The organism is Mesorhizobium sp. WSM4841 (assembly GCF_055811515.1).
This window is the reverse complement of record NZ_JBVVQC010000028.1, coordinates 14,259-38,337: the sequence shown is the minus strand read 5'-3', so window position 1 is coordinate 38,337 and position 24,079 is coordinate 14,259. Positions and strand designations below refer to the sequence as shown.

General features: G+C 63.0%; 26 protein-coding genes and 1 riboswitch. Of the genes, 11 read left to right on the top strand and 15 right to left on the bottom strand.

The features are described 5' to 3' along the window. Positions 1 to 12: 12 nt before the first annotated feature. From AC0L14_RS26170 to AC0L14_RS26160, 3 genes are all read right to left on the bottom strand, one after another. Positions 13 to 645 (bottom strand): pyridoxamine 5'-phosphate oxidase family protein, encoded by a 633-nt coding sequence (locus AC0L14_RS26170; protein ID WP_473751212.1) that lies wholly within the window; start codon positions 643 to 645, stop codon positions 13 to 15. A gap of 12 nt (positions 646 to 657) precedes the next feature. Continuing rightward, on the bottom strand, positions 658 to 1,128 hold the full coding sequence (locus AC0L14_RS26165) for a nuclear transport factor 2 family protein (protein WP_473488121.1): 471 nt from the start codon (positions 1,126 to 1,128) through the stop codon (positions 658 to 660). A gap of 116 nt (positions 1,129 to 1,244) precedes the next feature. Continuing rightward, entirely contained in the window at positions 1,245 to 1,796 is a 552-nt protein-coding gene (locus AC0L14_RS26160) for a carboxymuconolactone decarboxylase family protein (RefSeq protein WP_473751211.1), read from the bottom strand. Positions 1,797 to 1,903: 107 nt separating this feature from the next. On the opposite strand from AC0L14_RS26160, the gene AC0L14_RS26155 reads away from it, so the two are divergent. Then, positions 1,904 to 2,815: a LysR family transcriptional regulator gene (locus AC0L14_RS26155; protein ID WP_123148629.1), complete on the top strand. Its 912-nt coding sequence runs from the start codon at positions 1,904 to 1,906 to the stop codon at positions 2,813 to 2,815. 103 nt (positions 2,816 to 2,918) lie between these two features. Beyond that, positions 2,919 to 3,713 carry a lysophospholipid acyltransferase family protein gene (locus tag AC0L14_RS26150; protein ID WP_473488119.1) on the top strand — a complete coding sequence of 265 codons (795 nt, stop codon included), beginning with the start codon at positions 2,919 to 2,921 and terminating at the stop codon, positions 3,711 to 3,713. Positions 3,714 to 3,739: 26 nt separating this feature from the next. On the opposite strand, the gene AC0L14_RS26145 is transcribed toward AC0L14_RS26150, so the two are convergent. From AC0L14_RS26145 to AC0L14_RS26135, 3 genes are all read right to left on the bottom strand, one after another. Beyond that, positions 3,740 to 4,357: a LysE family translocator gene (locus tag AC0L14_RS26145; RefSeq protein WP_473636926.1), complete on the bottom strand. Its 618-nt coding sequence runs from the start codon at positions 4,355 to 4,357 to the stop codon at positions 3,740 to 3,742. A 146-nt stretch (positions 4,358 to 4,503) separates the two neighbouring features. Continuing rightward, the gene (locus AC0L14_RS26140) at positions 4,504 to 5,451 is read right to left on the bottom strand and encodes an aldo/keto reductase (RefSeq protein ID WP_473751210.1); all 948 of its coding nucleotides are present in this window, start codon (positions 5,449 to 5,451) and stop codon (positions 4,504 to 4,506) included. 165 nt (positions 5,452 to 5,616) lie between these two features. Beyond that, on the bottom strand, positions 5,617 to 6,585 hold the full coding sequence (locus AC0L14_RS26135) for a GlxA family transcriptional regulator (protein WP_473636924.1): 969 nt from the start codon (positions 6,583 to 6,585) through the stop codon (positions 5,617 to 5,619). A gap of 169 nt (positions 6,586 to 6,754) precedes the next feature. Here AC0L14_RS26135 and AC0L14_RS26130 point away from each other — a divergent pair, with 169 nt between their 5' ends. After that, positions 6,755 to 7,735 carry a quinone oxidoreductase family protein gene (locus AC0L14_RS26130; RefSeq protein WP_473529026.1) on the top strand — a complete coding sequence of 327 codons (981 nt, stop codon included), beginning with the start codon at positions 6,755 to 6,757 and terminating at the stop codon, positions 7,733 to 7,735. Between the two features lie 85 nt (positions 7,736 to 7,820). On the opposite strand, the gene AC0L14_RS26125 is transcribed toward AC0L14_RS26130, so the two are convergent. Continuing rightward, complete coding sequence (locus tag AC0L14_RS26125) at positions 7,821 to 8,366, bottom strand: gamma-glutamylcyclotransferase (RefSeq protein WP_473751243.1); 546 nt, start codon at positions 8,364 to 8,366, stop codon at positions 7,821 to 7,823. A 120-nt stretch (positions 8,367 to 8,486) separates the two neighbouring features. On the opposite strand from AC0L14_RS26125, the gene AC0L14_RS26120 reads away from it, so the two are divergent. Both AC0L14_RS26120 and AC0L14_RS26115 read left to right on the top strand, forming a co-directional pair. After that, entirely contained in the window at positions 8,487 to 9,485 is a 999-nt protein-coding gene (locus AC0L14_RS26120) for a DUF2125 domain-containing protein (protein WP_473751209.1), read from the top strand. A 54-nt stretch (positions 9,486 to 9,539) separates the two neighbouring features. Continuing rightward, on the top strand, positions 9,540 to 10,463 hold the full coding sequence (locus AC0L14_RS26115; protein ID WP_473751208.1) for a sugar kinase: 924 nt from the start codon (positions 9,540 to 9,542) through the stop codon (positions 10,461 to 10,463). Positions 10,464 to 10,561: 98 nt separating this feature from the next. Here the strand turns inward: AC0L14_RS26115 and AC0L14_RS26110 are convergent, their stop codons facing one another. Both AC0L14_RS26110 and hisC read right to left on the bottom strand, forming a co-directional pair. Beyond that, a complete protein-coding gene (locus AC0L14_RS26110; RefSeq protein ID WP_473636921.1) occupies positions 10,562 to 11,497 on the bottom strand; it encodes a prephenate/arogenate dehydrogenase family protein in 936 nt (311 codons plus the stop codon). 19 nt (positions 11,498 to 11,516) lie between these two features. Then, on the bottom strand, positions 11,517 to 12,626 hold the full coding sequence (gene hisC / locus AC0L14_RS26105; protein ID WP_473636920.1) for a histidinol-phosphate transaminase: 1,110 nt from the start codon (positions 12,624 to 12,626) through the stop codon (positions 11,517 to 11,519). Positions 12,627 to 12,937: 311 nt separating this feature from the next. Then, positions 12,938 to 13,015: riboswitch (SAM riboswitch) on the top strand. Between the two features lie 119 nt (positions 13,016 to 13,134). Between hisC and metX the strand changes: the two genes are divergently transcribed. Both metX and metW read left to right on the top strand, forming a co-directional pair. Beyond that, complete coding sequence (gene metX, locus AC0L14_RS26100; RefSeq protein ID WP_473751207.1) at positions 13,135 to 14,304, top strand: homoserine O-acetyltransferase MetX; 1,170 nt, start codon at positions 13,135 to 13,137, stop codon at positions 14,302 to 14,304. Positions 14,305 to 14,473: 169 nt separating this feature from the next. Next, the gene (gene metW, locus AC0L14_RS26095; protein ID WP_023797197.1) at positions 14,474 to 15,088 is read left to right on the top strand and encodes a methionine biosynthesis protein MetW; all 615 of its coding nucleotides are present in this window, start codon (positions 14,474 to 14,476) and stop codon (positions 15,086 to 15,088) included. A 79-nt stretch (positions 15,089 to 15,167) separates the two neighbouring features. Here metW and AC0L14_RS26090 read toward each other — a convergent pair whose 3' ends face one another. The 3 genes from AC0L14_RS26090 to AC0L14_RS26080 all read right to left on the bottom strand — a co-directional run bounded on the left by AC0L14_RS26090 (position 15,168) and on the right by AC0L14_RS26080 (position 18,892). Further along, positions 15,168 to 15,968 carry a DUF1194 domain-containing protein gene (locus AC0L14_RS26090; RefSeq protein ID WP_425294106.1) on the bottom strand — a complete coding sequence of 267 codons (801 nt, stop codon included), beginning with the start codon at positions 15,966 to 15,968 and terminating at the stop codon, positions 15,168 to 15,170. A 201-nt stretch (positions 15,969 to 16,169) separates the two neighbouring features. Beyond that, complete coding sequence (locus tag AC0L14_RS26085; protein ID WP_473751206.1) at positions 16,170 to 17,996, bottom strand: ABC transporter ATP-binding protein/permease; 1,827 nt, start codon at positions 17,994 to 17,996, stop codon at positions 16,170 to 16,172. Between the two features lie 119 nt (positions 17,997 to 18,115). Further along, complete coding sequence (locus AC0L14_RS26080; RefSeq protein WP_473488135.1) at positions 18,116 to 18,892, bottom strand: class I SAM-dependent methyltransferase; 777 nt, start codon at positions 18,890 to 18,892, stop codon at positions 18,116 to 18,118. A gap of 219 nt (positions 18,893 to 19,111) precedes the next feature. On the opposite strand from AC0L14_RS26080, the gene gloB reads away from it, so the two are divergent. Together gloB and AC0L14_RS26070 are read left to right on the top strand one after the other, a co-directional pair. Beyond that, the gene (gene gloB / locus AC0L14_RS26075; protein ID WP_473636917.1) at positions 19,112 to 19,879 is read left to right on the top strand and encodes a hydroxyacylglutathione hydrolase; all 768 of its coding nucleotides are present in this window, start codon (positions 19,112 to 19,114) and stop codon (positions 19,877 to 19,879) included. 22 nt (positions 19,880 to 19,901) lie between these two features. Next, a complete protein-coding gene (locus AC0L14_RS26070) occupies positions 19,902 to 20,342 on the top strand; it encodes a cupin domain-containing protein (RefSeq protein ID WP_473751205.1) in 441 nt (146 codons plus the stop codon). Here AC0L14_RS26070 and AC0L14_RS26065 read toward each other — a convergent pair. The 3 genes from AC0L14_RS26065 to AC0L14_RS26055 are packed head-to-tail and all read right to left on the bottom strand — an operon-like array spanning position 20,317 to position 22,689. Then, positions 20,317 to 20,985 carry a lysoplasmalogenase gene (locus AC0L14_RS26065; protein ID WP_473488107.1) on the bottom strand — a complete coding sequence of 223 codons (669 nt, stop codon included), beginning with the start codon at positions 20,983 to 20,985 and terminating at the stop codon, positions 20,317 to 20,319. The genes AC0L14_RS26070 and AC0L14_RS26065 overlap by 26 nt on opposite strands. Continuing rightward, positions 20,985 to 21,872 carry an aromatic amino acid exporter YddG gene (gene yddG, locus AC0L14_RS26060; protein WP_473488106.1) on the bottom strand — a complete coding sequence of 296 codons (888 nt, stop codon included), beginning with the start codon at positions 21,870 to 21,872 and terminating at the stop codon, positions 20,985 to 20,987. Before yddG ends, AC0L14_RS26065 begins: the two co-directional genes overlap by 1 nt. Positions 21,873 to 21,900: 28 nt before the next feature. After that, the gene (locus AC0L14_RS26055) at positions 21,901 to 22,689 is read right to left on the bottom strand and encodes a DUF3108 domain-containing protein (RefSeq protein WP_473488105.1); all 789 of its coding nucleotides are present in this window, start codon (positions 22,687 to 22,689) and stop codon (positions 21,901 to 21,903) included. Between the two features lie 257 nt (positions 22,690 to 22,946). Between AC0L14_RS26055 and rpmB the strand changes: the two genes are divergently transcribed. Then, positions 22,947 to 23,243 carry a 50S ribosomal protein L28 gene (rpmB, locus tag AC0L14_RS26050; protein WP_023797188.1) on the top strand — a complete coding sequence of 99 codons (297 nt, stop codon included), beginning with the start codon at positions 22,947 to 22,949 and terminating at the stop codon, positions 23,241 to 23,243. An 81-nt stretch (positions 23,244 to 23,324) separates the two neighbouring features. After that, positions 23,325 to 24,005, top strand: a complete 681-nt coding sequence (locus AC0L14_RS26045) for a queuosine precursor transporter (protein WP_473751204.1) — start codon at positions 23,325 to 23,327, stop codon at positions 24,003 to 24,005. Positions 24,006 to 24,079: the final 74 nt, after the last annotated feature.

Sequence of the window (24,079 nt, the reverse complement as noted above, 5' to 3'; positions counted from 1 at the left end):
CCGGCAGCGGCATCATTCCTTGACCGTGGCGCTTGAGGCGCCACGTAGGTGCTCGATCTCCTGTTCGAGACGTTCGATACGCTTGTCCCTCTCGGCCAGCGCCGCCGCCACATCGGCCGCTTCGAAACGTTGTGGAATGTGCTGCGGGCAATTGGAATCCCAGGCCGAAACCGTGAACAGGATGATTTGCTCTGGGCGCGCCTTATAACCTTCCGGCAACAGCTTCGCCATCAGTTCGGCGTCGTCCTCGACGACTCGCGCGCTGCCCCAGATCTTGATGCGCTGCCGGTGCGCATAGTCGATCAGGAACAGGAATGCGCGGGGATTGTCGTCCAGATTGCCCTGGGTGATGAATTGCCTGTTGCCGGAGAAATCCGTGAAGCCGATCATCCGCTCGTCGAGCACCTTGAGGAAGCCGGCCGGCCCGCCGCGATGCTGGATATAAGGCTGGCCCTCACCATTGGCCGTCGACAGGAAGACGCTGGTCTGCGCCTCGATAAAGGCGGCGAGATCGGGCGTGATATCGGCTTGCCAGCCGCCACGCTCCTCGACACGGGCATAGGCATCACGTGAGCCTTTGCGGGCCTGGATCGCCTTGACGGTTGGCGTAAAGGCGACATCGCTGGTGAAGACGTGAGCATTCATGGAAAGCCTCCTTCAAAGGCCGAGTTCCGTCAGAGAGGGATGGTCGTCCGGCCGGCGGCCAAGCGGCCAATGATATTTGCGGTCGGCCTCGAGGATCGGCAGGTCGTTGATGCTGGCGATGCGCAAGCGCATCAATCCAAGCTCATCGAACTCCCAGTTCTCGTTGCCGTGGCTGCGAAACCACGAGCCGCTGTGGTCGTGCCATTCATAAGCGAAACGCACGGCGATACGGTTGTCGCGGAACGCCCAGACCTCCTTGATGAGCCGGTAGTCGCGTTCGCGATCCCATTTGCGTGTGAGGAAGGTCTGGATGGCGTCGCGCCCTTGCAGGAACTCGGCCCGGTTGCGCCAGCGGCTGTCGATTGTGTAGGCAAGCGCGACCCGTGCCGGATCACGGGAGTTCCAGGCATCCTCCGCCATGCGTGCCTTTTGTGCGGCGGTCTCGGCGGTGAATGGCGGTAGCGGTGGGCGGCTTTCAGACATGGGAACTCCTTGCGATGGGCTAGAGCGGCGGACTTTCAAGTCGAACCGTACCGCCGCTCTATCTCTTTTGTTTGAGCATCGGATTTTCCAAAAAGCCGACACAGTGGTCGCTGAATTCAGGCTGCCTTGCGGGCAGAAACGACAGGAAAGTCGATCTCCGTCCTGGCAACCTCATTGACATAGTTGGTCCAGACATTGAGAGCGACATGCTGGACGATCTCGATGATCTGCGCATCGTCGTAGCCTGCGAGCCTGACGGCGCTGAGATCCTCGTCACCGATATGGCCGCGGTCGCGCGCAATCTTGGCGGCGAAACGCACCGCTGCGGCGGCCTTGGGGTCGTTGGACCCGCCGCCGCGATTGGCGACCATCTCGGCATCGTCAAGCTTGGCGAGGTTCTTGCCGAGATAGGTGTGGGCGGAAAGGCAGTAGCTGCAGCCATTGATCTCGGCGACCGCCAGAGCGATGCGCTCGCGCGTCGGCGCGGGCAGGCGGCCTTTGGCAAGCGCTCCGGACAGACTGAGATAGCCTTCAAGCGCAGCCGGGCTATTGGAAACAAGCCTGAAGAGGTTTGGCACGACGCCGAGTTGCTTCTCGACGGCATGTAACATCGGCTGCGACACAGCAGGCGCGGCCTCTATGGACGCGGGCGCAGGGATACGGGGCATCGGCATTCCTTCTCATTGATCAGCTTCGCCGCCAAAACATGGCCCCTTCCATCATTCGGATGTAGCTGTCATATTTGCAATTGATCCTTCCAATTTCCGGGAGAAGTATGGATCGCCTCGAGGCCATGTCGCTTTTCGTCGCCGCGGTGGAGGCCGGCAGCCTTTCGGCCGCCGGACGCCGTTTTAGCATCCCGCTTGCAACGGTCAGCCGCAAAGTCTCCGACCTGGAGCGGCATCTGAAGACGCGTCTCCTGAACCGCTCGACGCGGCAGCTGACGCTGACCGACGCGGGTCACGCCTACCTCGCTGCCTGCCATCGTATTCTCGACGAGGTCGGCGAGGCCGAGCGTGCCGCCGCCGGCGAATACAGCGCCCCGACGGGCGATCTGATCATCACCGCGCCGATCGTCTTTGGCCGCCTGCATGTGCTGCCGGTCGTCACCGGCTTCCTTGCCGCCTACCCCGACGTGGCTATCCGCCTGATGCTCGCCGACCGGATAACCCAGTTGACCGAGGAGCACATCGATCTCGCCGTCCGCATCGGCGAGCTTCCCGACTCGAGCCTGGTGGCCACCCGCATCGGCTCGATCCGGCGCGTTGTTTGCGCGAGCCCGGCCTATCTGGCCGAGCACGGCATGCCAAAGACGCCGAAAGACCTCGCGGCACACAGCTGCGTCACCTTCGAAGGGCTCACCGCTCCTGCCGCATGGACTTTTTCCACCGGCAAGAGCGACCTCACTGTTCCGATCCGCTCACGGCTTCGGGTCAACACCGCGGAAGCGGCGATCGATGCCGCGATTGCCGGCGCCGGGATGACGAGGGTGCTTTCCTACCAGATCACTGCTGCGGTGCGGTCCGGCACGCTCCGCACCGTGCTGGAGGCATTCGAGCCGCAGCCATGGTCGGTCAGTCTCGTGCATGCCGGCCAGGGTCTACTGCCGGTGAAACTGCGCGCGTTCCTCGATTTCGCCGCCCCACGCCTGAAGAAGCGGCTGGTGCAAGCGACGTGGCAGGCCTGACGAACGGATAGCGGGTTCATCAAGTCGGATCGATCTCGCATCGTTTCCTTTTTGCTCGCGCTTGGTGTAACCAACGCACACCTCCTCACCGGGCACTTCCCACATGCTCCTTATTCGCTCGCTGGCGTTCAACCTCGTCTTCTACGTCAATCTGATCGTCCAGATGGTCCTCTGGACCCCGTACTATTTTCTGTCGCCGCGCCACCGCGCCTGGTTTGTGCCGAAATTCTGGTCGCGCACCAGCATGTGGCTCTATGACAAGATCGCCGGCACCAAAAGCGAGATCACCGGCCAGGAAAACCTGCCCGAGGGTTCCTTCATCCTGGCGCCGAAGCACCAATCCTTCTGGGACGCGATCGCCTTCTTCCCCCTCCTGCAAGATCCGATCTACATCCTGAAGCGGGAACTGACCTGGATCCCGTTCTTCGGCTGGTACATTTTGAAAATGCGGATGATCCCGGTCGACCGCGGCAGCCGCTCGAAGGCGCTGAAAGCGGTGGTCGCCGCGACTAGGCAGGAGCTGGCGCGCAATCCCCGCCAGCTGATCATCTATCCCGAGGGCACGCGCCGGGCGCCGGGCGACGAGCCGGCCTATAAATACGGCATCGTCGAGCTCTATACCCAGCTTGGCATTCCCGTGGTGCCGGTCGCCCATGTTGCCGGCCTCTACTGGCCGCGCCGGAAATTCCTGCGCTATCCCGGCACGATCAAGGCGCGCTTCCTGCCGCCGATCCCGGCGGGGTTGGGCAAGGAGGAATTCATGGAACGGCTGATCGGCGAGACGGAAGCCGCCTGTGACCAGCTGCTCATCGAGGCGTCCCAGGCGCCAAACCCGCCGCCAATGCCGCCGACGGCGGTAAAGCGGCTGAGGGAACTTGGCTCCGATACCCCGGCCTGAACCATCTGCTTGGTCGGCAGTATCCCCTAGGGAATCACAGCCAGCGCCGTTGTCAAAACCAGTGTCGCCGCGAACGTCAGATTGATGATCCGTGAGGCCAGCGGTTTGCGCAGGAAGCGCGCAAACGCTGCTCCGGCGAGAAGCCACAGGACATGGATGGCGACGATCATCGAAGCGAGGACCGCCAGCTTGAGCCCTGCATCGAGCTCACCGGCGGACGACGTGCCGGCAAATACGGCGGCAATCGCCACATAGGCTTTCGGGTTGGCGACGGCCAGAAGAAACCCGCCGAGGAATGTGGGACGTGCCGCCCCGCCGGTACGCGCTGCCAGAGGCGGAGCCGTTGCTATCTTGAAGGCGAGGTAGAGGATGTAGGCTGCGGATGCCAGCGCCAGGAGCGGTGTAAGCTTCGGCACAGAGGCAAGGATGGCCGTAATGCCCGTCGCCACGACCAAAAGCACGGCGACCGTCCCAAGAATGATGCCCGAGGCGTAGCGGAGCGAATCGCGCAGACCGAAGGCGGCGCCAACGGCGGTGACGCTTATCGTCGCCGGCCCCGGACTACCCATCACGACCGCCGATGCCAGCACAAGTGCGAGCAATTGCTGCCATAGTTCCGGATGGGAAAAGACCAGTTCGGACATCTGTATACCAGTATCCAGGCGCGATGCGGGCAATGGTATGGCAGGACAGACCAGGGCGTCTTGAACGATCGTGCAGGGAGCCTTCCGGCGCAGGCCGCGCACGGTCCTTGGCTGCTGTTGATCAAGCCGCCGCTTCGCGCTGGCGTCTATGCGCTCGCGCTGTCGAGCTCAGCGATATCGTCCGGACTGAGCTTCAATGATGCGGCGCGGGCGAGGCTATCGACCTGGTCCAGCGTCGTGGCGCTGGCGATCGGCGCCGTTACGCCGGGCCGCGCGATCACCCAGGCGAGCGCCACTTCCGCCTGCTTGGCCGCGTGACGCGTCGACACGGCGTCGAGTGCTGCCAGGATGCGCATGCCGCGCCCGTTGAGATAGCCCTTCACGCCGTCGCCACGCGCGCTTTTGCCGAGATCGGCTTCGCTGCGGTATTTGCCGCTCAAAAACCCTTTGGCGAGGCTGAAATAGCCGATGACGCCGATATCCTCGGCCATGCACAGATCGCGCAGCGGCCCATCGAAGGAGGCGCGATCATAGAGATTGTATTCCGGCTGCAGCACCGCATAGCGCGGCAGGCCCCGCAGGCTTGCCACGTCGAGCGCGGCGCGCAACTGGCCGCCGTCGAGATTGGAAGCGCCGACATGGCGGATCTTGCCCTTGGCGAGCAGTTTTTGGTAGGCGCCGAGCGTTTCCTCGTAGGGGGTGGTCGAGTCCGGCCAGTGCGACAGATAGAGATCGACGACATCGGTCTGTAGCCGCTGCAGCGACGCATCGATGGCCTTTTCGATATAGGCGGCGGAGAGATCTTTCCTGCCCTGCCCCATATCCGACCCGACCTTGGTGATCACCACGACCTTGTCGCGATTGCCGCGGCTCTTCATCCATTTGCCGATGATGGTTTCGGATTCGCCGCCCTTGTTGCCGGGAACCCAGCGCGAGTAGGAATCGGCGGTGTCGATGGCGTTGAGACCGGCGCCGACGAAGCGGTCGAGCAGGTCGAAAGAGGTTTTCTCGTCGGCGGTCCAGCCGAAGACGTTGCCGCCCAGAACCAGCGGCGCGATGGACAGGTCGGTTTGACCGAGACGACGTTTCTGCAAGACTGATCTCCGTGGGGAATGGAAAGGAGCGGGCGAAAAGCCCTCGCTTACCTAGGTCTCACCGCGCCGAGGTCAAAGGCCTGGCCATTCTTTCCGACGGACCACTGCTTCACAAGGGCGCGATCCGGGGGCGCGATCCGCCGCGTTCGAGGTTCCAGCCGATGTCTACTGGCTCTGGCGCCGGTATTCACCAGGCGGCAGTCCGACCACGCGGTTGAAAAGTCGGCTGAATGAGGCCGTGTCCCGGTATCCGACCTGGTAACATATTTCCGAAATACCGAGTTTGGTGCTTTCAAGAAGTGTTTTCGCGGCCTCAAGGCGCCGGTCTTGGATCCATCGGCCGGGAGTGGTATGCAATTCATCGGAAAACCGGCGCGCAAGCGTTCGCGGCGACAGACCGAGTTGCGCACCAAGGAAGGCAAGGTCGAGCGCTCCGAGCTGTTTTCTGGACAAAGTTTCGAGCCGGCCGCGGAACGGCTCTTGCGAAGGCAGCAGATCGGTAAGCGGAAACTCGTAGGGTGTCTGGATCTGCCGCGACGGCGGCAGCACCAGCAATTTGCGAACCAGGCGCTCCTCCCTGGCGAAGCCAAGATCCCGCAGAAGCGCCTTGCCGAGCTCCAGGCCTGAAAAACCGCCGCCGCAAGTGTAGATCCGTCCGTCCCCGATCAGCACACGTGAAGCGTCCCAACGCACCTTCGGAAAGCGACGCTGGGCATCGGTCTTCAGCCACCAGGAGATCGTCGCGCGCTTTCGGTCGAGAAGACCGGCGTCTGCCAGGAAGTAACCAGCCCCGCAATGCGCGGCGATGATGGCGCCGTCTCGTTGCGCACTTGCGATAAGCGGCGCGGCGTGGCGGCTCTCTTCCTCCAGCGCGGCAACAAGCTCCGGGATTTGCATACCGGGCATGGCCAGCAGGACCAGCAGGTCCATACGCTGCGAGGGTTCGCGTCGGGTGTGAAAGGAAATGCCAGGCGTCGTCGTGGCGTCGGCCTGCCGTGCCACGAATTCGAAGGAAATCGCCGGCGCGCCGCGAATGGTATTCACCAACTCGAACATTTCGACAAGCGTCGCGGCGACGGCCGAATAGAAGGTCGACGGCAGCCAGATCACGGCGTGGACGGGACGACTGTCCAAGATGGCTCCTTTGAACAACTATGGCAAGTTTAGCACATAGATTGTCAAATCTGCCAATTCCGATTTTTGCCAGCGGCCTTAGGTTCCGCGACGCCGATGCAAACACCGGTGCCTGCGATCTGGCCGCGTCCAGATTGCATGGCCAGATCGCCCGTTATTGGAGACCACCATGAAAGCAGTTGTATTCGACGCAATCGGCTCGCCGCAGGACGTGCTCTATCTCGGCGACGTGCCCATGCCGCGAATCGGCGACGGTGAGGTGCTGCTCAGGATGGTCTCCGCCTCGATCAACCCTGGCGACTTTCTGTTCATCCAGAACCTCTATCCCGAACCGAAGAAGCCGCATTTCCCCCACCAGATCGCCGGAAATCATGGCGCCGGTATCGTTGAGGCCGTGGGTGCGAACGTCGCCTTGAAACCGGGCACGCTTGTCGCATTCAGCTACTACAACAGCTGGGCAGAATATGCGGCCGTCCCGGTCGCTTGGCTGATCCCGCTGCCCGCCGGCTATCCGGTCGAACGCGCCGGGCAGATGGTGAACCCCATCACCGCCTGGGACCTGCTGGCGGATTCCCGTGTGCAGCCTGGACAGTGGCTGGCCGTCACGGCCGGCTATTCATCGGTTTCGACGATGGTGATGCAGTTCGCCCAACGGCGCGGCATCAACGTGATTGCGCTCGTGCGACGATCGCGCGACAGGCTGGACCTGAAGCGGCTTGGTGCCACCGCCATCCTCGATCTGTCGGGTTTGAAGGTCGGCATCAGGGAAGCAGTCATGGACATGACCGACGGCGCCAAGCTGAACGGGATCATCGATAATGTCGGCGGACCCGTCACTGGCGAGTTGATCCGCACCCTGGCGATGGGCGGGCAGATGGTTATCAATGGCGGCATGAGCACCGAGCGTTTCGAACTGCACAATTTCGACGTGCTGCTGAGCGGCCTCGAGATCAGGGCAAATATCTACCGCTACTTCTTTTCGCCGCCTGTCGAAGCCGACCGGCCAGTGTTGCGCGAAATTGTCGACATCTTCGGCCAACCCGATTTCCATGTTCCTGTCGGCGGCATCCATCCGCTGGCGGAGTTCGAGCTCGCCGTGACAAACAGCCTGGATCGCGCCGATCTCGGAAAGCAGATTTTCAGGATGTAACCCGGACCATCATCCCGAACCGAAGGGTTGCGACGCAAAAAGTGGGAACCGGTTTTCGAGATCATGGTCAAACAACGAAAGAAGATCACGACCCGATCCGTTTCGCCACCTCTTCCAGCCAGTGGTCGCGGATGCCCAGCGCTTCGAGGTGCTCCAGCGTGCTGAGCACGTAGTCCTCGTTCCTTCCCGACTGGCCGACCGCACCGCGAACGACTGTCGCCGCATCGGTGGCATCGAGCGCGCCGGCATATTGCTCGTGGGCACGATCGACGACATAGGCGACCGCCGAGACCGTCTCGCCCCCATCCGTCTCGCCGTTCGTAGCGTCATTGTCGAGGCGAATGCTAAGCATGCGCTCGCGATAGACATTGGTGACCAACTCGCGCTCGCGCAGATAGGTGATGACCTCGTTGCGCAGATCGCCGGGGACGCGGAAAGCCAGCCCAATGCAGGAGCCGCCACGGTCGAGGCCGAGCACCAGGCCGGGCCGTTCGCGCGTGCCGCGATGCACGAAGGAGTAGACGCACAGCGAGCGGCGGTAGCCGTGGAGGCGCGCGCGCCGCGTCTCGACATGCGCAAATCCCGGCCGCCAGATCAGCGAACCGTAGCCAAAAACCCAAAAATCGCCCATATCGCCAAGCCTGGTTGCAGCACCGCACTGGAATCGGTGTTTTTTCAATCCGTCTCCGTCTACCTGATGTTGCCGGAAACGACAGTCCCCTGTGCAACACGCGCTAGCGAGAGCCGTAGCATGACGTCAAGTGACGAGCGTCCGCCGAATTTTCGCCGCCGCCTCTTCTGGCTTGGCGCTTTCATTCTTGTGCTGTTCGGCCTCTACAGCGCCGGCTGGTTCTACCTGGCGGACAAGGCCAAGAGCGAAGCCGACAAAGCGGTGGCCGAGCTCAACGGCAACGGCATCGAGGCCGACTGCGCCAATCTCACGGTCAGCGGCTATCCGCTGAGCTTCGCGGTTTCCTGCGACAGCCTGGCTTATCAGGACGACAACAGGAACGTCGCAGCCTCGCTCGGCAGCCTCAACGCCGTCACGCACATCACCCAGATCCTGTCGCCTGGCGCCGACCTGCGGGGGCCGCTCAGAACCTCCGTGCCGGGGATGGCGCCGCTGTGGATCGACTGGGATGATCTGCGAGCGAACGTCAAACTATCCTGGCCCCTGCCCCGGCGCGTTTCACTGGAGGCCGAGGGCCTGTCAGCCCAGACCGATCCGGCGGATGGCACAGACTCGGTCGAGTTGTTCAGCGCCGGGACAGCGGCCGGACAACTGCGTCCGAACGGCCAGGACATCGACTATTCCGGGAGTTTCACCAATCTCGAAATCGAACCGGATGCCATCGATGGCCGCGTGCTGCCGCCACTCGACGGCAGTGGCGACGTGACGCTGAAGAACGGCGTGGCGCTGATCAAGACACAAACAGAGAGCCTGCGCGGCCAGGCGATGGATATCGGCAAGCTCGATCTGTCGTCGGGGACCGCGCGCGTCACCGTTTCCGGACCGGTGTCGGTCGATGCCGACGGGCTGATCGACGCCGACCTGATGATCAAGCTCAGCGATCCGAAGGCGGTGGCGGCAATCCTCGGCAAGGCCATTCCCGAGCAGAAGAGCCAGATCAAAACCGGCTTTGCCGGGCTGGCGCTGCTTGGCAACGAACCGTCGATGCCCCTCAAGGTCGTCAAGGGCAAGGCCTCGCTGGGTTTTATCCCGCTGGGCAGGATCAAGCCGGTCGATTAGACCACGATTGCGAACCTCCAGTTCGGAGAAGATCATGATGAAACAGGAAGATAGATGAACAGCCCGGTGAAGCTCCTGAGTGTTGGCGCGCTGACGCTCGATACCATCCTTCGTGTCGACACGCTTCCGGCACGTCAGGGCAAGTTCATCGCGTCCGACGGCGTCCAGATCGCCTCGGGCATGGCTTCGAGCGCGGCCTGCGCCGCACGCCGCCTCGGCGCGGACGTATCGCTGTGGGCGAGCGCGGGGGACGACCCCGTCGGCGATCAGCTGGTCGCCGGGATCGGGGCCGAGCGCGTCGATTGCAGCTTTGTCCGGCGCGTCACCGGCGCGCGGTCGGCACTGTCGGCCATCTTGGTCGACACGCATGGCGAGCGCATCATCGTTCCTTTTTATGACAAGCTCGCCCAGGCCGACCCCGAGGCGCTACCCACCCAGGATCTCACCGCATTCGACGCCGTCCTGGTCGACGTGCGCTGGCCGGGCGCAGCAGCTCTGGCCATGGCGGCGGCGCGCGCAATCGGCCGTCCGGCCATACTGGACGCCGACACCGCGCCACGAGACGTGCTGGAACGGCTGTTTCCGCTGGCCTCGCACATCGTCGCGTCGGAGCCGGCGGCGTTCATCCTCTGCGGCGAGGAGCGAGGCCCGCCAGAGGCCTGTGAAGCGCTGGCCAGACGCACCGATGCGTTTGTCGCGGTGACCGGCGGCGCGGCGGGAAGCTGGTGGTTCGACCGCTCAGTGGGATCCGTGCGCCATGTCGCGGCGCCAAGGATCAAGGCAGTGGATACGCTTGCCGCCGGCGACGTGTTTCACGGCGCCTTTGCCGTCGGGCTGGCGGAGGCGATGCCGATCGAATGGACATTGCGCTTTGCCAGCGCCGCCGCTGCGCTCAAATGCCTGCGCTTCGGCGGCAGGCTGGGCGCGCCGGACAGGGCCGAGACACTGGCGATGATGGCGGCTCACTGGCCGGCCTGAGACAGCGGCGGGCTTTCAAATCGAATCGTACCGCTGCTCTATCTTTTTGTTTGAGCATCGGATTTTCCCAAAACCGGTGCCCCTTTTGGTCCGATGCCCTATCCCTTGGCCGGATGTTCCACCGCCTGCCGGCCAAAGTCCGGTACGTCGATGTCCTGGCCGGCCTCGATGATCGAGCGGCGGACGGCGCGGGTGCGGGTGAACAGGTCGAACAGTTTTTCGCCGTCGCCCCAGCGGATCGCCCGCTGCAGCGAGGCCAGATCTTCCGAGAACCGCGCCAGCATTTCGAGGATGGCATCCTTGTTGTGCAGGCAGACATCCCGCCACATAGTCGGGTCGGACGCGGCCAGGCGAGTGAAGTCGCGAAACCCGGAAGCCGAATATTTGATCACCTCCGACTTGGTCACCGACTCCAGATCGTCGGCGGTGCCGACGATGTTATAGGCGATGATGTGCGGCAGGTGCGAGACGATCGCCAGCGTCATGTCGTGATGCTGGGGATCCATCGTGTCGATGTTGGACCCGCAGCGCCGCCAGAATTCCGAGAGTTTTTCCAATGCGGCCGGATCGGTGCCGGGCAACGGCGTGAAGATGCACCAGCGGTTTTCGAACAGGTCGGCAAAGCCGGCGTCCGGACCCGATTTTTCGGTGCCGGCCAGCGGATGGCCGGGAATGAAATGCACGCCGGCAGGCACATGCGGCTGCATCTGCGCGATGACCGAGGCCTTGGTCGAGCCGACATCGGTGAGGATCGCGCCCGGCTTCAGCGCCGGTGCGATTTCCTCGGCGACCTCGCCCGAAGAGCCGACCGGCACCGAAACGATGACCAGGTCGGCATCGCGGACCGCCTCTTTCGCATCCATCGCGTAGGAGGAGCCGAGGCCGAGTTCCCTCGCCCGCGCCAGTGTCGCTTCGCTGCGCGTCGAGATGGCGACGTGGCCGGCAAGGCCTTCGCGATGGATTACGCGGGCCAGCGACGAGCCGATCAGGCCGATGCCGACCAGCGCGATCTTTTCGAACATCGGTGATGTCATTGTTTCAGCTTTTCGGGGTTCAGCTTTTCAGAAATGCCGCAAGGGCGGCGACAACGCCGCGATTGGCCTCTTCGGTGCCGATGCTCATGCGCAGTGCATTCGGGAAGCCATAGCCGGAAACGCGCCGCAATATATAGCCGCGCGCACAGAGGTAATCGTCCGCAGCCGCCGCCGAATGTTTTTTGTCCTCGGGAAAGTGGATGAGGACGAAATTGCCGACGCTCGGCGTCACCCGCAGTCCGAGCTTGGTCAACTCCTCGCTCACCCATCGCAGCCAAGTGTCGTTATGAGCCACGCTGCGCTCGACATGGGCGCGGTCGCGGATCGCGGCAATGCCGGCCTCGATCGCCGTCGCGTTGACGTTGAAGGGACCTCGCACGCGGTTGATCGCGTCGATGATATGCATCGGCGCGTACATCCAGCCGATCCGCGCACCGCCGAGGCCGAGCTTGGAGAAGGTGCGGGTCATAACCACGTTTTCCGCGCCAGCCACCAGCTCGACGCCGGCTTCATAATCATTGCGGCGGACATATTCGGCATAGGCTGCATCCAGCACCAGAAGCACGTTTCGAGGCAGGCTGGCATGCAGGCGGCGCACCTCCTGGAACGGCAAATAGGTGCCGGTCGGGTTGTTGGGATTGGCGAGGAAGATGATCCTGGTACGCGGCGTCACCGCAGCGAGGATCGCATCGACGTCGGCGCGCTCATTGGTTTCCTTGACCGACACCGGGACAGCACCTGCCGACTGGATGTAGATCTTGTAGACCATGAAGCCGTGTTCGGTGATCACAGCTTCATGGCCGGGCGCGAGATAGGTCTGCGCAAGCAGGCCGAGAATCTCGTCGGAACCATTGGAACAGACGATGTTCGCCGGGTTGAGGCCATGCACCTCAGCGATCGCCTCCCGCAGGCGCCTGGCGGTGCCGTCGGGATATATGTCGAGTTTGGCCGCGACGTCGCGCGCGGCTTCTATCGCCTTCGGCGAGGGGCCGAGCGGGTTCTCGTTCGACGACAATTTGTGGACCTTGGCAACGCCGGCCGGCGCCGTGCTTTTGCCCGGCACATAGGCTTCGATGTCCATGATCCCCGCGCGGGGCGTTGGACGTGCCTGATCCGATGCCTGGTTCATATTGCAAAAATCCGTCGAGAACGCTTCCACCTAGTGTGGTGGATTTGAAGTTCCTGCCATTTTGGTGGCAACAGCGCTCAGGAACTTCAAATCCAGCACACTAGAATTCATTGGTTGCTAGTGTGGCGAATCCGAAATTCGCCCACTGCGCTGCTCCAACGCGATGCGAATTTCGGATTCGCCACACTAGAAGCCGCAGCGGAAATACAAGCCGTGGCCTGGAATGTCGAGAGGCGGCGATCATGGGTGAGCGACTGGCGTGGGTGAACGACTGGCCGTTGACGCCGAGACGCTCCGGTCCTAGAAGAAAGGCGAAATCCCGTGGTGATTTGGCCGGTCGGCTTGCAGCCACGTTAAACAACTCGCTAAAGGGCCGTTTGCATCCTGTAACCGGCTTTGCGAAGGCGATGTCGGTTTTTTGTTGTCCGTAGCCGGCCGGACAGTCGCATCGACCCGAAAATCGGAATCGACTTTCGGAAAGCGCGATGGGTTAATGTAAGAGGATGCGATGGTCGCGCTGCGCACTAAAAGAACCAACAACGAGGCCGACGAGCCGTCGAGCCCGGTGTTGCGTTTCGGTGCCGACAAGCCGCTCAAGCTCGATGCCGGCACGCTGCTGTCACCGTTCCAGATCGCCTACAAGACTTACGGCACGCTCAACGACGCCCGCTCCAACGCCATCCTCGTCTGCCATGCACTGACCGGCGACCAGCATGTCGCCAGCACCAATCCAGTGACCGGCAAGCCGGGCTGGTGGGAAGTGCTGATCGGCGCCGGCAAGATCATCGACACCAGCCGCTTCTTCGTCATCTGCTCAAACGTCATCGGCGGCTGTCTCGGCTCGACCGGCCCCGCCTCGACCAATCCAGCCACCGGCAAGCCCTACGGGCTCGACCTGCCGATCATCACCATCCGCGACATGGTGCGGGCGCAGTTGATGCTGGTCGACCATTTCGGCATCGAAAAACTGTTCTCGGTGCTCGGCGGCTCGATGGGCGGCATGCAGGTGCTGCAATGGGCGTCGAGCTATCCGGAGCGCGTTTTCTCAGCACTGCCGATCGCCACTGGCGCGCGCCATTCCTCGCAGAACATCGCCTTCCATGAGGTCGGCCGGCAAGCGGTGATGGCCGATCCGGACTGGCATGGCGGCAAATATTTCGAGCAGGGCAAGCGCCCGGAAAAGGGACTGGCTGTGGCGCGCATGGCCGCTCACATCACTTATCTGTCGGAGGCGGCCCTGCACCGGAAGTTTGGCCGCAACCTGCAGGACCGTGAAGCGCTCACCTTCGGTTTCGACGCCGACTTCCAGATTGAGAGCTATCTGCGCCATCAGGGCATGACCTTCGTCGACCGCTTCGACGCCAACTCCTATCTCTACATGACCCGGGCGATGGACTATTTCGATCTCGCCGCCGATCATGGCGGCCGGCTGGCCGACGCCTTTGCCGGCACCAGAACCCGTTTCTGCCTGGTCTCCTTCACCAGCGACTGGCTGTTCCCGACCGAGGAGAGCCGCTCGGTCGTTCACGCGTTGAACGCGGCCGGCGCCTCGGTGTCCTTCGTCGAGATCGAGACCGATCGCGGCCACGACGCCTTCCTGCTCGACGAGCCGGAGCTGTTTGCTGCCATCAACGGCTTTATCGCCTCGGCGGCTCGCGCCAGGGGGCTCAGCGCATGATCCCTGAAGATTGCAGGCTTTCCGGACCGGCATCTTGCGCCATGCATCAGCGCATGACCCCGAAAAGTTGCAGACTTTTCGGACCGGGATCATGTGCCAGGCAGCGCATGGCCCCGAAAAGTTGCAGACTTTTCGGATCAAGGTCATGCGCCAAGCAAAAGCCACGATCATGAGTGTCAACCACGCCCAGCGCGTCGACCTCGAAGTCGTCGCCGATCTCATCCCGCCGCAGTCGCGGGTGCTGGACGTCGGCTCCGGTGATGGCCTGCTGCTCGAATTGCTGCAGGCAACGAAGCAGGTCGACGGCCGTGGGATGGAACTGTCGCAGCGCGGCGTCAACGAATGCGTGGCGCGCGGCCTGTCCGTCATCCAGGGCGACGCCGACAAGGACCTCAAATTCTATCCCGACAAGGGTTTTGATTTCGTCGTCCTGTCGCAGACCTTGCAGGCGACCCGCAACCCGAAGCTGGTGCTCGACGAGTTGCTTAGGATCGGCAAGCACGCCATCGTCTCCTTCCCCAATTTCGGCCACTGGCGGGTGCGCCTTTCGCTGTTCGTCGAAGGGCGGATGCCGGTGACCAAGGACCTGCCCTATTCCTGGTACGACACGCCCAACATCCATTTCTGCACCATCCGCGACTTCGTCAATCTCTGCGAAGAGCTCGGCGCAACGGTGGAAAAGGCAACCGCGCTCGACGCCAATGGCCAGAAAATCGGCCTGTCGATGCCTTGGTGGTTCTGGAATTTCTTTGGCCAGCAAGCGGTGTTCCTGCTGAAGCGATAACGGCCGTCGCATATGGCGCGCGGCCGGCAAGAGTCCGGAGACCATCTGCGACTGTTCGCCATTCATCGACCAAGTCTAGCTAGCGATCAAGCTCCGGAAAATACGGATCGGAGAAAAACTGGCGGCCGCGCTCGCCTTGCAAACAGTCGACCGGCGTTGCCGCATCGACCCGGAGTGTCGCGGGAGCGGCCCTGGGACCGGCAACACCGCTGACCTCCAGGACCAGCTTGCGGCGTATGGCGGTCACGAATTCGGAAGCGGCATAGACCGGCAGCACGAAGGAACCTGGCCCGCCGGTAACGCACTCGGCATAGTACCGGTCGAGATGGCTAAAGCTGGGCGACGGGCTGATCAGGATCGGCAGGCCGTTGACGACGATGTCCTTTGCCACCGCGGCGTCGCGTGTCGTGGTGACGGGCATCCCGGTATTGTTGGGGCCATCGCCTGAAATGTCGATGACGCTGCGCGTCGCGTCGAAAGCGGCTCCATCCAAAAGCTTGGCGCCGAAGGCGAGCGCACCGGAAATCGAGGTGCCGCGAAAGCTCCTGAACGGGCGCGCCTCGATCTTGTCGGCGAAAGCGTTAGCGCTCTCAGCATTGTCGATGACCTGCCAGGCAATGACCGCATCGTCGCGGACGGTGCCTGCCCATTCGAAATAGGCCAGCGCAATGCGGCCGGTCACGCCCGAACGCACCGCATTGATGAAGTCGGGATGGCGCAGCGCCTCGACATAGCCAGCGCGCTGCAGCGCGAATTCCTTTTCGTCCATCGAGTGCGAAATGTCGACCGCCAGCACCAGTTCGACGTCCACTGCAATGGCATCGGCGGGCGCGGCGAGTGGTGCTGCCTGAGCGCAGGCAAGGCAGGCAAGCAGGCTAATGCATGTCGCCCAAAAGTGCGCAGCGGCTTTGGGGTAACGACATGAATAGAAACAGAGGCTTAAAGCGTGTCGCATGAATGTCTTCACCGGGACGCGCTTTAAGCGCGTCAAGCATGGGTCCAACGCCGCAGGCTTTCGAACGATACCAGCCAATCTTTCGCTGCGATCACGGCGAAATAAAGCTTAGCGGCGTATAGCCGGCTACGTCTCTTGGTAGGCTGCGGCGACGGCCGGGGGTGGTTCGATCGCGCCGGCCCTGACACGGACTGGCTTGAGAGCCGGTCGCTCGATGTCTTTCACAATCGCCAATGAGCGTGGAAAGAATTCAATGTTCTGCTGGCCTCGGCCGATATTGAGGATTGCGGCGTCGGCCAGACGCGCCTCCAGCATCGACAGCACCCGCCTCAGCGTCGCGCCGTCGAACGTGTCCAAGGCCTCGTCGATGATCACCCATTTCGGCTGCCGCAAGACCAGCCGGGCAAAGGCAAGCAGGCGCTGCTCGTCATCGCTCAATTCGCGCTCCCAGCGCGCCGAGCGGTCGAGCGAGGACGACAGACGCCCGAGACCGACCTCGGCAAGCACCGCCGAGATCTCGGCGTCGCTAACCGCCGCATCGGCGTGGTCGAGCACTTCGCGCAGCGTGCCGAGCGGGAAATAGGGTTTTCGGGGAACGAAGGCGGGCACCTCTCCGGCCGGCATGCCGATCCGCCCGCTTCCCCACGGCCACAGACCGGCAATGGCGCGAAAGAACAGCGTCTTGCCGGCGCGCGGATCTCCGGTGATCATGACGCGCTCGCCGGCGCGGATTTCGAGATGGGGCTCGGCGAGCTTCGTACATCCATCCCGCGACGCGACCTCGAGGTTCTCGAATGTCAGCCTGCCATTCGGGTTTTCGCCGATCGTGATGCGTTCTTCGCTATCGTGCAGCACATCCGTTTCAACGAGCGCGATGCGGAAATCGGCGACGCGCATCAGCGTGGCGCGCCAATCGGCGATACCGCCGATATTGTTGATGAACCAGCGCAACGAGGCATGCACCTGGTTGAAGGCGCCGACTGCCATCATCAGCCCGCCGAAGCTGATATCGCCGGCAAAATAGACCGGCGAGGCGACGAGGATCGGCGCGACGACAGTGATCCAGCCATAGGTATCGGTCACCCAGGAAAGATTGATCTGGGCGCTGTAGATGCGCCGCATCGCGCCCAGCACCGTGCCGAGGTCGAGCTCGAGCCGTCGTCTCGCGTCGGCCTCGCCGTGCGCAAGCGCGATGGCATCGACATTCTCGTTGACGCGGACAACCGAGGAGCGCAGCTCCGCTTCACGCGTATAGCGGTCGCTGTTGAAGCGGATGAGCGGCCGTCCGACCAGCCAGCTCAGCCAGGAGGCCGTGCCGGCATAGAGGATCGCGGCCCACACCATGTAGCCCGGAATGGCCAGCGAATAGCCGCCGATATGGAAGACGAAGCCCGAAGACAGCGACCATAGGACGCCGACGAACGAAACAAGCAGAATGAACGATTGCAACAGCCCTATGCCGAGACCGGTGGAAAGATCGGAGAGATGCCCGGCATCCTGCTGCAGGCGCTGGTCAGGGTTGACGCCGATGGCGCCGGCGTTGGCGAGCCGGAAGGCGCGGGCCGGCCGCATCCATTCACCGATCAGATCGAGGGTCAACGCCTCGCGCAGCTTCAGCCGGATCGTCTGGTCGAGCCAGGTCTGGCCGACATTGAGCACCACAAGCCCGCCGGCGATGGCGGCAAAGACCAGAAGCTGGTGCAGGAAGCCCTGCATGTCGCGCCGAGCCAGCGCATCGTAGAAGGGCTCGTTCCAGCGATTGAGCAGAACCTGCCCAATCGAGGTTGCCACAATGACGGCGACTATGCCGACGCAGGCCCAGAGCAGGTGTTTGCGGATCGGCGAGGTCCCCAGCGCCAGCTTGATGGTCGCCAATTGGTCACGCAGGCTGCTGGTTTCGATCGACGCGGCAACCGGCTTGGCGCTGGCTTCGACATCCGGATAATCAGCCATTGGTGAAGTCCTTCAATTCGGAAGCGGTGCTGGAACCGATGAACATGTCGACTCAATCGGGTACCTAACCCGCCCTCGACAGATAGGTGAGAAAAACTGCGATTCCGATCACGAACATGTCATCGACGGCCCGGCAATGTTGCGTTCCCGGTCGGCGATATCCGGCCGAGCCTTGTGGCGCCATGCGGCGAGAAAACCGGCACGAAGACGCGGCGAGAGGCGCGCTGGACGACCGGCACGCCCTGATAGAGCCGCTTCTGCGCCTCGACCACGATGACGCCGGAAAAGATCGGCCAGAACCTGCGGCCGGCGCGCTCCAGCACATTGTGGAACTGCATCATGAAGCGTCGCCGCGATGGCGGGAAGAACAGGGCGTCGGACCAGGCCGCGGGCGTGAAGTTTGCTTCGCGCAGCAATTCGGTGAGCTGGCCGCGCGAAAACGGCCGGCCGCTGCCGAACGGCGTATGCTCGAAACGGGCCCAGACACCGCGCCGGTTGGGCACGACGATGACGACGCGGCCGGCGGGCGACAGCACCCGCCAGATTTCGTTCAGCGTCTCGCGCGGGTTCTCGGCATGTTCGAGTGAATGGACGAGCAGCATGCGGTCGATGGAGGCATCGACCAGCGGCAATTCCTCATCGAAGACCAGTGCGGTCGCGGTCGGCCCCGTAGCCGGCCAGACCACCGCGCCTTGCGTTGCCGGCATGAAGGCAAAGACGCGCTCGGCGTCGGTGCCGAACCGCTCCAGCCACGGCAAGGTGTAACCGAGGCCGACCAGCCGCTCATTGGGCACGACAGCCCATATCGAGGACAACGCCATGGTGATCGAGCGTTCGGCCAATCGCCCGAGCGTGGTCGAATAGAAGGAGCGAAGGTCGACGATATCGGAATGCATGCGCGGGACGGTATCTTCGATGCTGTCCAAGTTCAACAAAGGCGCCAAGTTCTACAAAGGCGGATGACATCCGCGGGCAAGCGCCCTATGTCTGCGGCGACTACTGCATCGGCCCGAAATCGGTTTCGATTTCGGAAAGCACGATGCAGCAGATAAAAGTGTTTAGAGCGTCCTTTGTGCGTCCAACTGGACGCACGGCGCGCTAGTGGAGAGAACGCCATGCCGGTTGAAATCGAACAGTTCATGTGCCGCAGCGACAATTTCGGTGTGCTGGTGCATGACCCGAAAAGCGGCCAGACCGCGATCATCGACGCGCCCGAGGAGGCGCCGATCCTGGTCGCGATCGAGCGTACCGGCTGGACGCCGACGATGATCCTGACCACCCATCACCATGTCGACCATGTCGAGGCCAATCTGGCGCTGAAGGAGCGCTTCAAGCTGCGCATTGTCGGACCGGAAGCGGAAAAGGCAAAAATCCCCGGCATCGACGAAACCGTCGAGCAAGGTTCGGTCATCCACCTCGGCGACGAGAGGATCGACGTGATCGCCACGCCCGGCCACACGGCAGGCCATGTCTCCTATCATCTGCCGGCATCGAAAGTGGCGTTCACCGCCGACACGCTGTTCGCGCTCGGCTGCGGCCGGCTGTTCGAGTGCAAGCCGCCGGTGATGTACGATTCGTTGAAAAAGCTCGCGGCACTTCCGGCCGAGACGGTCGTTTATTGCGGCCATGAATACACGCTCTCCAACGCCCGCTTCGCGCTGACCGTCGACCCGACCAATTCGGCATTGAAGGAGCGCGCTGCGAAAATCGAGGCGCTGCGCGCCGACGGCAAGCCAACGCTGCCGACCACGATCGGCGAGGAACTGTCGACCAATCCGTTCCTGCGCTGGCACGACCCGGCAATCCGCAAGCATCTCGGCATGGAGAAAGCCTCCGACGCCGAAGTGTTCGCCGAAATTCGCAAGCGCAAGGACAACTTCTGAACACCACGACGTGCTGGAAATCATGCCCAGTTCCCCCGAAATCATCGCAACGCTCGGCCTGAAACCGCATCCGGAAGGCGGCTGGTATGCCGAGACCTTCCGCGATGGCGCGGAGGGCGCGCGCGGCCATTCGACCGCGATCTATTTCCTTTTGGAGCAGGAGCAAGTGTCGGCCTGGCACCGCGTCAAGGACGCGGCCGAGGTCTGGCACTTTTACGCCGGCGCTTCGCTGGCGCTGTCGATGCACCGGGAAAACGGACCAGTGATCGAGCAGGTGCTCGGCACGGCATTGGCGGCGGGCGAGCGACCGCAGATCGTTGTGCCGGCAGGCTGGTGGCAATCGGCACGCAGCCTGGGCGAGTGGACGCTGGTCGGCTGCACCGTGGCGCCAGGCTTCGATTTCGCCGCCTTCGAACTGGCCGAATCGGGTTGGAGTCCTAACCCAGCAGGAAACCCATCGTGATCGCCAGCTGGGCGGCGTAGTACAGCATCCAGACCGCGTGGCGCGTCCAGGCGCGGTGCGGCGAGATGGCGCTCAGCAGGAACTTTTCCGAGGCGAGCAGCCCGTCGGACGCCATGAACAGCGCGGCGCCGCAGATGATCCAGAAATTGCTCAGGGTGAGGGCTGAAATCGCCATGGCGAGGATTGCCGCGATATAGACGCCGACCGGAAGGCGCAAGGCAGGGCCGACACGGCGCCAGAGCGCAAAAAGCATGGCGAGCGCGAACACGGCCATTGCCACAGCAATCGCCGCGCGCCACGGCTCGGCCGAGAGCAGCCCGACCCCGTCGCCGAAGCGCAGGAACAGCGCGATGTAAAGCCCATGCGCAACGAGAAAACTGGCCAGCCCGCCGAGAAAAGCCTTTTCACCCTCGCGTGACAGCAACGCGTCGCCGATGGCGCTGAGCGTCAGCGCCGCTACGAGCAGCCACGGACCGCCCTGCAGCGATGCCAGCACGCCAAGCATTGCCACGGCCAGCGTCTTGACCGCAGAACGCGCAAGCGTCGGCGGCATGTCGATGGTGAAGACGTAGATCACCGCCGCCACCAGCGAAAACAGCAGCGTCGCATTGGCGTTGGCGTCGATGCCGCCGGGAAACGGCATCACGCCTCTGCCTCGCTCGCAGCCCTCTTGCGCAAGAACAGCGATTTCGCCGCAAGGGCTGCCCCGCCGGTTATCAGCACGCAGGCGGCGAGTATCCGCAGAGACGGCTCGGCGAAACCGGCTGATATCAGCACCAGCGTCGACAGCAGCGGCGCGGCATAGCTCGCCGCGCCCAGCACCTGGATGTTGCCGCGCTTGACGCCGATATCCCAGGCGTAGAAGGCCGCGCCCACCGGCATCAGGCCGAGGCCGAGCACGGCCAGCCACTGGCCGGCGCCGACAGGCAGCACCGTCTGTTCCAGCATGAGATGGCAGACAAGCGAAAGCGCTGCCGTAGCCGCACAGAACCAGGTGACGATGCTGGTCGGCACCGACGGAAAGCGGCGCGACAACAGCGAATAGTACGACCACAGCACGGCGCAGACGCCGGCCATTGCATAGCCGAAGGCATAGCGTGCGTCGAAGGCAAGCCCGCCACCCTTGGTGACGATCAGGACAGTGCCGGCAAGGCCGAGCAGCGCGCCGACGACATGGTTCCAGGCCAGCCGCTCGCCCGGCATCAGCGCCGATCCGAGCACGATCAGCAGCGGCCACAGATAGGCGATGAGGCTCGCCTCCACCGCCGGCGCGTTGCGCAGCGCGGTGAAGTAGAAGAAGTGATAGCCGAACAGGCCGGCAATGCCGATCAGCCACACTTGCGGCGGTATCTTCTCGCTGCTGTCGGTGGCCGGCGTGAACAGCCGCGCGACGAGCCCGACGCCGGTGCCGATCGTGAAGGTGATCGCCGAAAGCAGGAACGGCGGCACCGCGCCGGAGGCGTCCGTAAGCAGCGCCAGCAGCGCCCACATGGCGATCGCCGAGAAGCCGATCAGTGTTGCGCGCCCCATGTCCGTCTCCGGCGGCGCGCGATCGCGCCTATTCTGTCGCTTCGAACCGCTCCGCGCTGACGGTGAGGGTGCCGATTTTCGTACCGACCGTGGCGTGGATCGGCGCATATACGCCGGTTTGGCCGACCGGTGCAAACGTCACCATGATGCGGCTGCGATCCTTCAGGTACTTCAAAGCTTTGCGGTTCTTGCGGTAACCCGCCACTGGCTCAAAACCCAGCCTGCAAGTGACGGTATCGCCCTCGTAGCCGCGCACCGAGGTCGAGCCTTTCGACTCGTAGGTCAGCGTCAGATTGGCACGCATCTCGCCGTCATAGAGTTTCACCGTGCGCCCGCAGACCTTGTCGAGGCTATCGGCATGGATGACGGTGGCGGCCATCGGATCAAGCACCGATGCGAGATGGCCGGCGCCCAGCGGTATCCAATTCTTGGGATTGCGCTTCTTCGGCGCAGGCACGACCTTCGTCGCGATAACGGCGCCATTGGCGAACTGGATATCGATCATCGACGCCTTCTCGCCCGACTTGTAGTCGGCGTGGAACGCTTGCGGCTGCAATTGCTTGCCCGAAATCTTGCCCTTTGACGAGATCGTGCCACGTGTGTCGTCGAAGATTGTGGCTAGGCCGGCGCTGGAGACGCTGCCGTCGATCGAATAGGTATCGCCTTCGTAACTGCTGGAAAAGGTTGCCTTTGCCACCGAGAGGCCGAGGATCGACACCGTATACTCGCCCTTGAAGGATTGTGGCGTGGCAGCAGACGCTGCCGTCGGCAGCGCGACGGCAAGCGAGGCAAGGAGAGCATGAGACGAACGAAGCATGGCGGGGATTGATCCTCGATTTTTCAGCGGAAGCGGACAACTCCGGCCTAGTATCTCCTTGTGCGACCGCTTATAGGCTGAATTCCGGCCTTTATGTGAAAGGCGTCGCCACACCCGCGCGCAAGCCGGAGCTTGACGCATCAGCGAAATGCAACTATGGAACGCCAACTTTTTCCATAAGGCCGCCTGACCGAAACCGCGCGCCACCCGGCGCGGGTCGAATGTTTGGCCAGACAGAGAACTGAAGGTTTAGAACCATGTCCCGCACCTGCGAACTCACTGCCAAGGCAGTCATGTCCGGCAACAATGTGAGCCACGCCAATAACAAGAGCAAGCGTCGCTTCCTGCCCAATCTCGTCAATGTGACGCTGATCTCGGAAGCGCTGAACCAGAATGTGCGCCTGCGCATTTCGGCCAACGCGCTGCGTTCGGTCGAGCACCGCGGCGGCCTTGATGCGTTCCTGGCCAAGGCCGACGCCAAGGAGTTGTCGCAGCGCGCGCGCCTGCTGAAGAAGCAGATCGCCAAGAAGCTTGCCGAACAGCCGGCCGCTTAATTTTTCAGGCAACCGCCTTCCAAGGAGTGTCGTCCGAACTCGGCATGACACCCCGCTGGTTCCATTACCCAGGATAAAAAAATGAGTTTTTTCTCCCGATATCTGCCCTTTGTTGCGGCCATGGCGCTTGTCGTGGTGGCGTCGAACATCCTCGTGCAGTTCCCGCTGCAAGGTGCGATCGGCGGCTTGTCGCTGGCCGACATTCTGACCTGGGGCGCCTTCACCTATCCGTTCTCCTTCCTGGTCACCGACCTTGCCAACCGCCGTTACGGTCCGGCCGTGGCGCGCCGGATCGTGTTTGTCGGCTTCACGGCGGCGGTGATCTGCTCGGTCGTCATCCCGCCCTTGCTGTTCCGCTACGGTCTGATCGAGTTCGAAACGGCCGCCGACCGGCTGGTGCGCATTGCGGCGGCTTCCGGCACCGCGTTCCTGATCGCGCAATTGCTCGACGTGACCGTGTTCAACCGGCTGCGCCGGCAGAGCTGGTGGCGGGCGCCGATCGTCGGCACGCTGGTCGGCTCGGTATTCGACACCGCCGTGTTCTTCACCGTCGCTTTTTCCGCGGCTTTCGCCTTCGCTGGCCCGAACGATGGCTTCGCGCTCGAAACAGCGCCGCTGATGGGCGTGCTGCCGGTCGAGGCCATGCGCTGGGTGTCATGGGCGTTCGGCGACCTCGGCGTGAAGCTGATCATCGCCGTGGTGGCGCTGATCCCCTACCGGCTGCTTGCCGCCCGCTGGAGCCAGCCGGCACTGGCGGCATAGAGCATGATCCCTGAAAGTGGGAACCGGTTTTTGCTATCGCTGACCTTCGGTTCGGAAAAGATCATGCTCACAGG

Excerpts from the sequence above, each read along its gene's own strand:
- AC0L14_RS26165 (WP_473488121.1), bottom strand. The coding sequence starts at position 1,128 with ATGTCTGAAAGCCGCCCACCGCTACCGCCATTCACCGCCGAGACCGCC.
- AC0L14_RS26110 (WP_473636921.1), bottom strand. The coding sequence starts at position 11,497 with ATGACATCACCGATGTTCGAAAAGATCGCGCTGGTCGGCATCGGCCTG.
- AC0L14_RS26160 (WP_473751211.1), bottom strand. The coding sequence starts at position 1,796 with ATGCCCCGTATCCCTGCGCCCGCGTCCATAGAGGCCGCGCCTGCTGTG.
- AC0L14_RS26080 (WP_473488135.1), bottom strand. The coding sequence starts at position 18,892 with ATGCATTCCGATATCGTCGACCTTCGCTCCTTCTATTCGACCACGCTC.
- AC0L14_RS26155 (WP_123148629.1), top strand. The coding sequence starts at position 1,904 with ATGGATCGCCTCGAGGCCATGTCGCTTTTCGTCGCCGCGGTGGAGGCC.
- AC0L14_RS26120 (WP_473751209.1), top strand. The coding sequence starts at position 8,487 with ATGACGTCAAGTGACGAGCGTCCGCCGAATTTTCGCCGCCGCCTCTTC.
- metW (WP_023797197.1), top strand. The coding sequence starts at position 14,474 with ATGAGTGTCAACCACGCCCAGCGCGTCGACCTCGAAGTCGTCGCCGAT.
- AC0L14_RS26045 (WP_473751204.1), top strand. The coding sequence starts at position 23,325 with ATGAGTTTTTTCTCCCGATATCTGCCCTTTGTTGCGGCCATGGCGCTT.
- AC0L14_RS26170 (WP_473751212.1), bottom strand. The coding sequence starts at position 645 with ATGAATGCTCACGTCTTCACCAGCGATGTCGCCTTTACGCCAACCGTC.
- AC0L14_RS26085 (WP_473751206.1), bottom strand. The coding sequence starts at position 17,996 with ATGGCTGATTATCCGGATGTCGAAGCCAGCGCCAAGCCGGTTGCCGCG.
- rpmB (WP_023797188.1), top strand. The coding sequence starts at position 22,947 with ATGTCCCGCACCTGCGAACTCACTGCCAAGGCAGTCATGTCCGGCAAC.
- hisC (WP_473636920.1), bottom strand. The coding sequence starts at position 12,626 with ATGAACCAGGCATCGGATCAGGCACGTCCAACGCCCCGCGCGGGGATC.
- yddG (WP_473488106.1), bottom strand. The coding sequence starts at position 21,872 with ATGGGGCGCGCAACACTGATCGGCTTCTCGGCGATCGCCATGTGGGCG.
- AC0L14_RS26070 (WP_473751205.1), top strand. The coding sequence starts at position 19,902 with ATGCCCAGTTCCCCCGAAATCATCGCAACGCTCGGCCTGAAACCGCAT.
- AC0L14_RS26125 (WP_473751243.1), bottom strand. The coding sequence starts at position 8,366 with ATGGGCGATTTTTGGGTTTTTGGCTACGGTTCGCTGATCTGGCGGCCG.
- AC0L14_RS26055 (WP_473488105.1), bottom strand. The coding sequence starts at position 22,689 with ATGCTTCGTTCGTCTCATGCTCTCCTTGCCTCGCTTGCCGTCGCGCTG.
- AC0L14_RS26115 (WP_473751208.1), top strand. The coding sequence starts at position 9,540 with ATGAACAGCCCGGTGAAGCTCCTGAGTGTTGGCGCGCTGACGCTCGAT.
- AC0L14_RS26145 (WP_473636926.1), bottom strand. The coding sequence starts at position 4,357 with ATGTCCGAACTGGTCTTTTCCCATCCGGAACTATGGCAGCAATTGCTC.
- AC0L14_RS26065 (WP_473488107.1), bottom strand. The coding sequence starts at position 20,985 with ATGCCGTTTCCCGGCGGCATCGACGCCAACGCCAATGCGACGCTGCTG.
- metX (WP_473751207.1), top strand. The coding sequence starts at position 13,135 with ATGGTCGCGCTGCGCACTAAAAGAACCAACAACGAGGCCGACGAGCCG.
- AC0L14_RS26130 (WP_473529026.1), top strand. The coding sequence starts at position 6,755 with ATGAAAGCAGTTGTATTCGACGCAATCGGCTCGCCGCAGGACGTGCTC.
- gloB (WP_473636917.1), top strand. The coding sequence starts at position 19,112 with ATGCCGGTTGAAATCGAACAGTTCATGTGCCGCAGCGACAATTTCGGT.
- AC0L14_RS26150 (WP_473488119.1), top strand. The coding sequence starts at position 2,919 with ATGCTCCTTATTCGCTCGCTGGCGTTCAACCTCGTCTTCTACGTCAAT.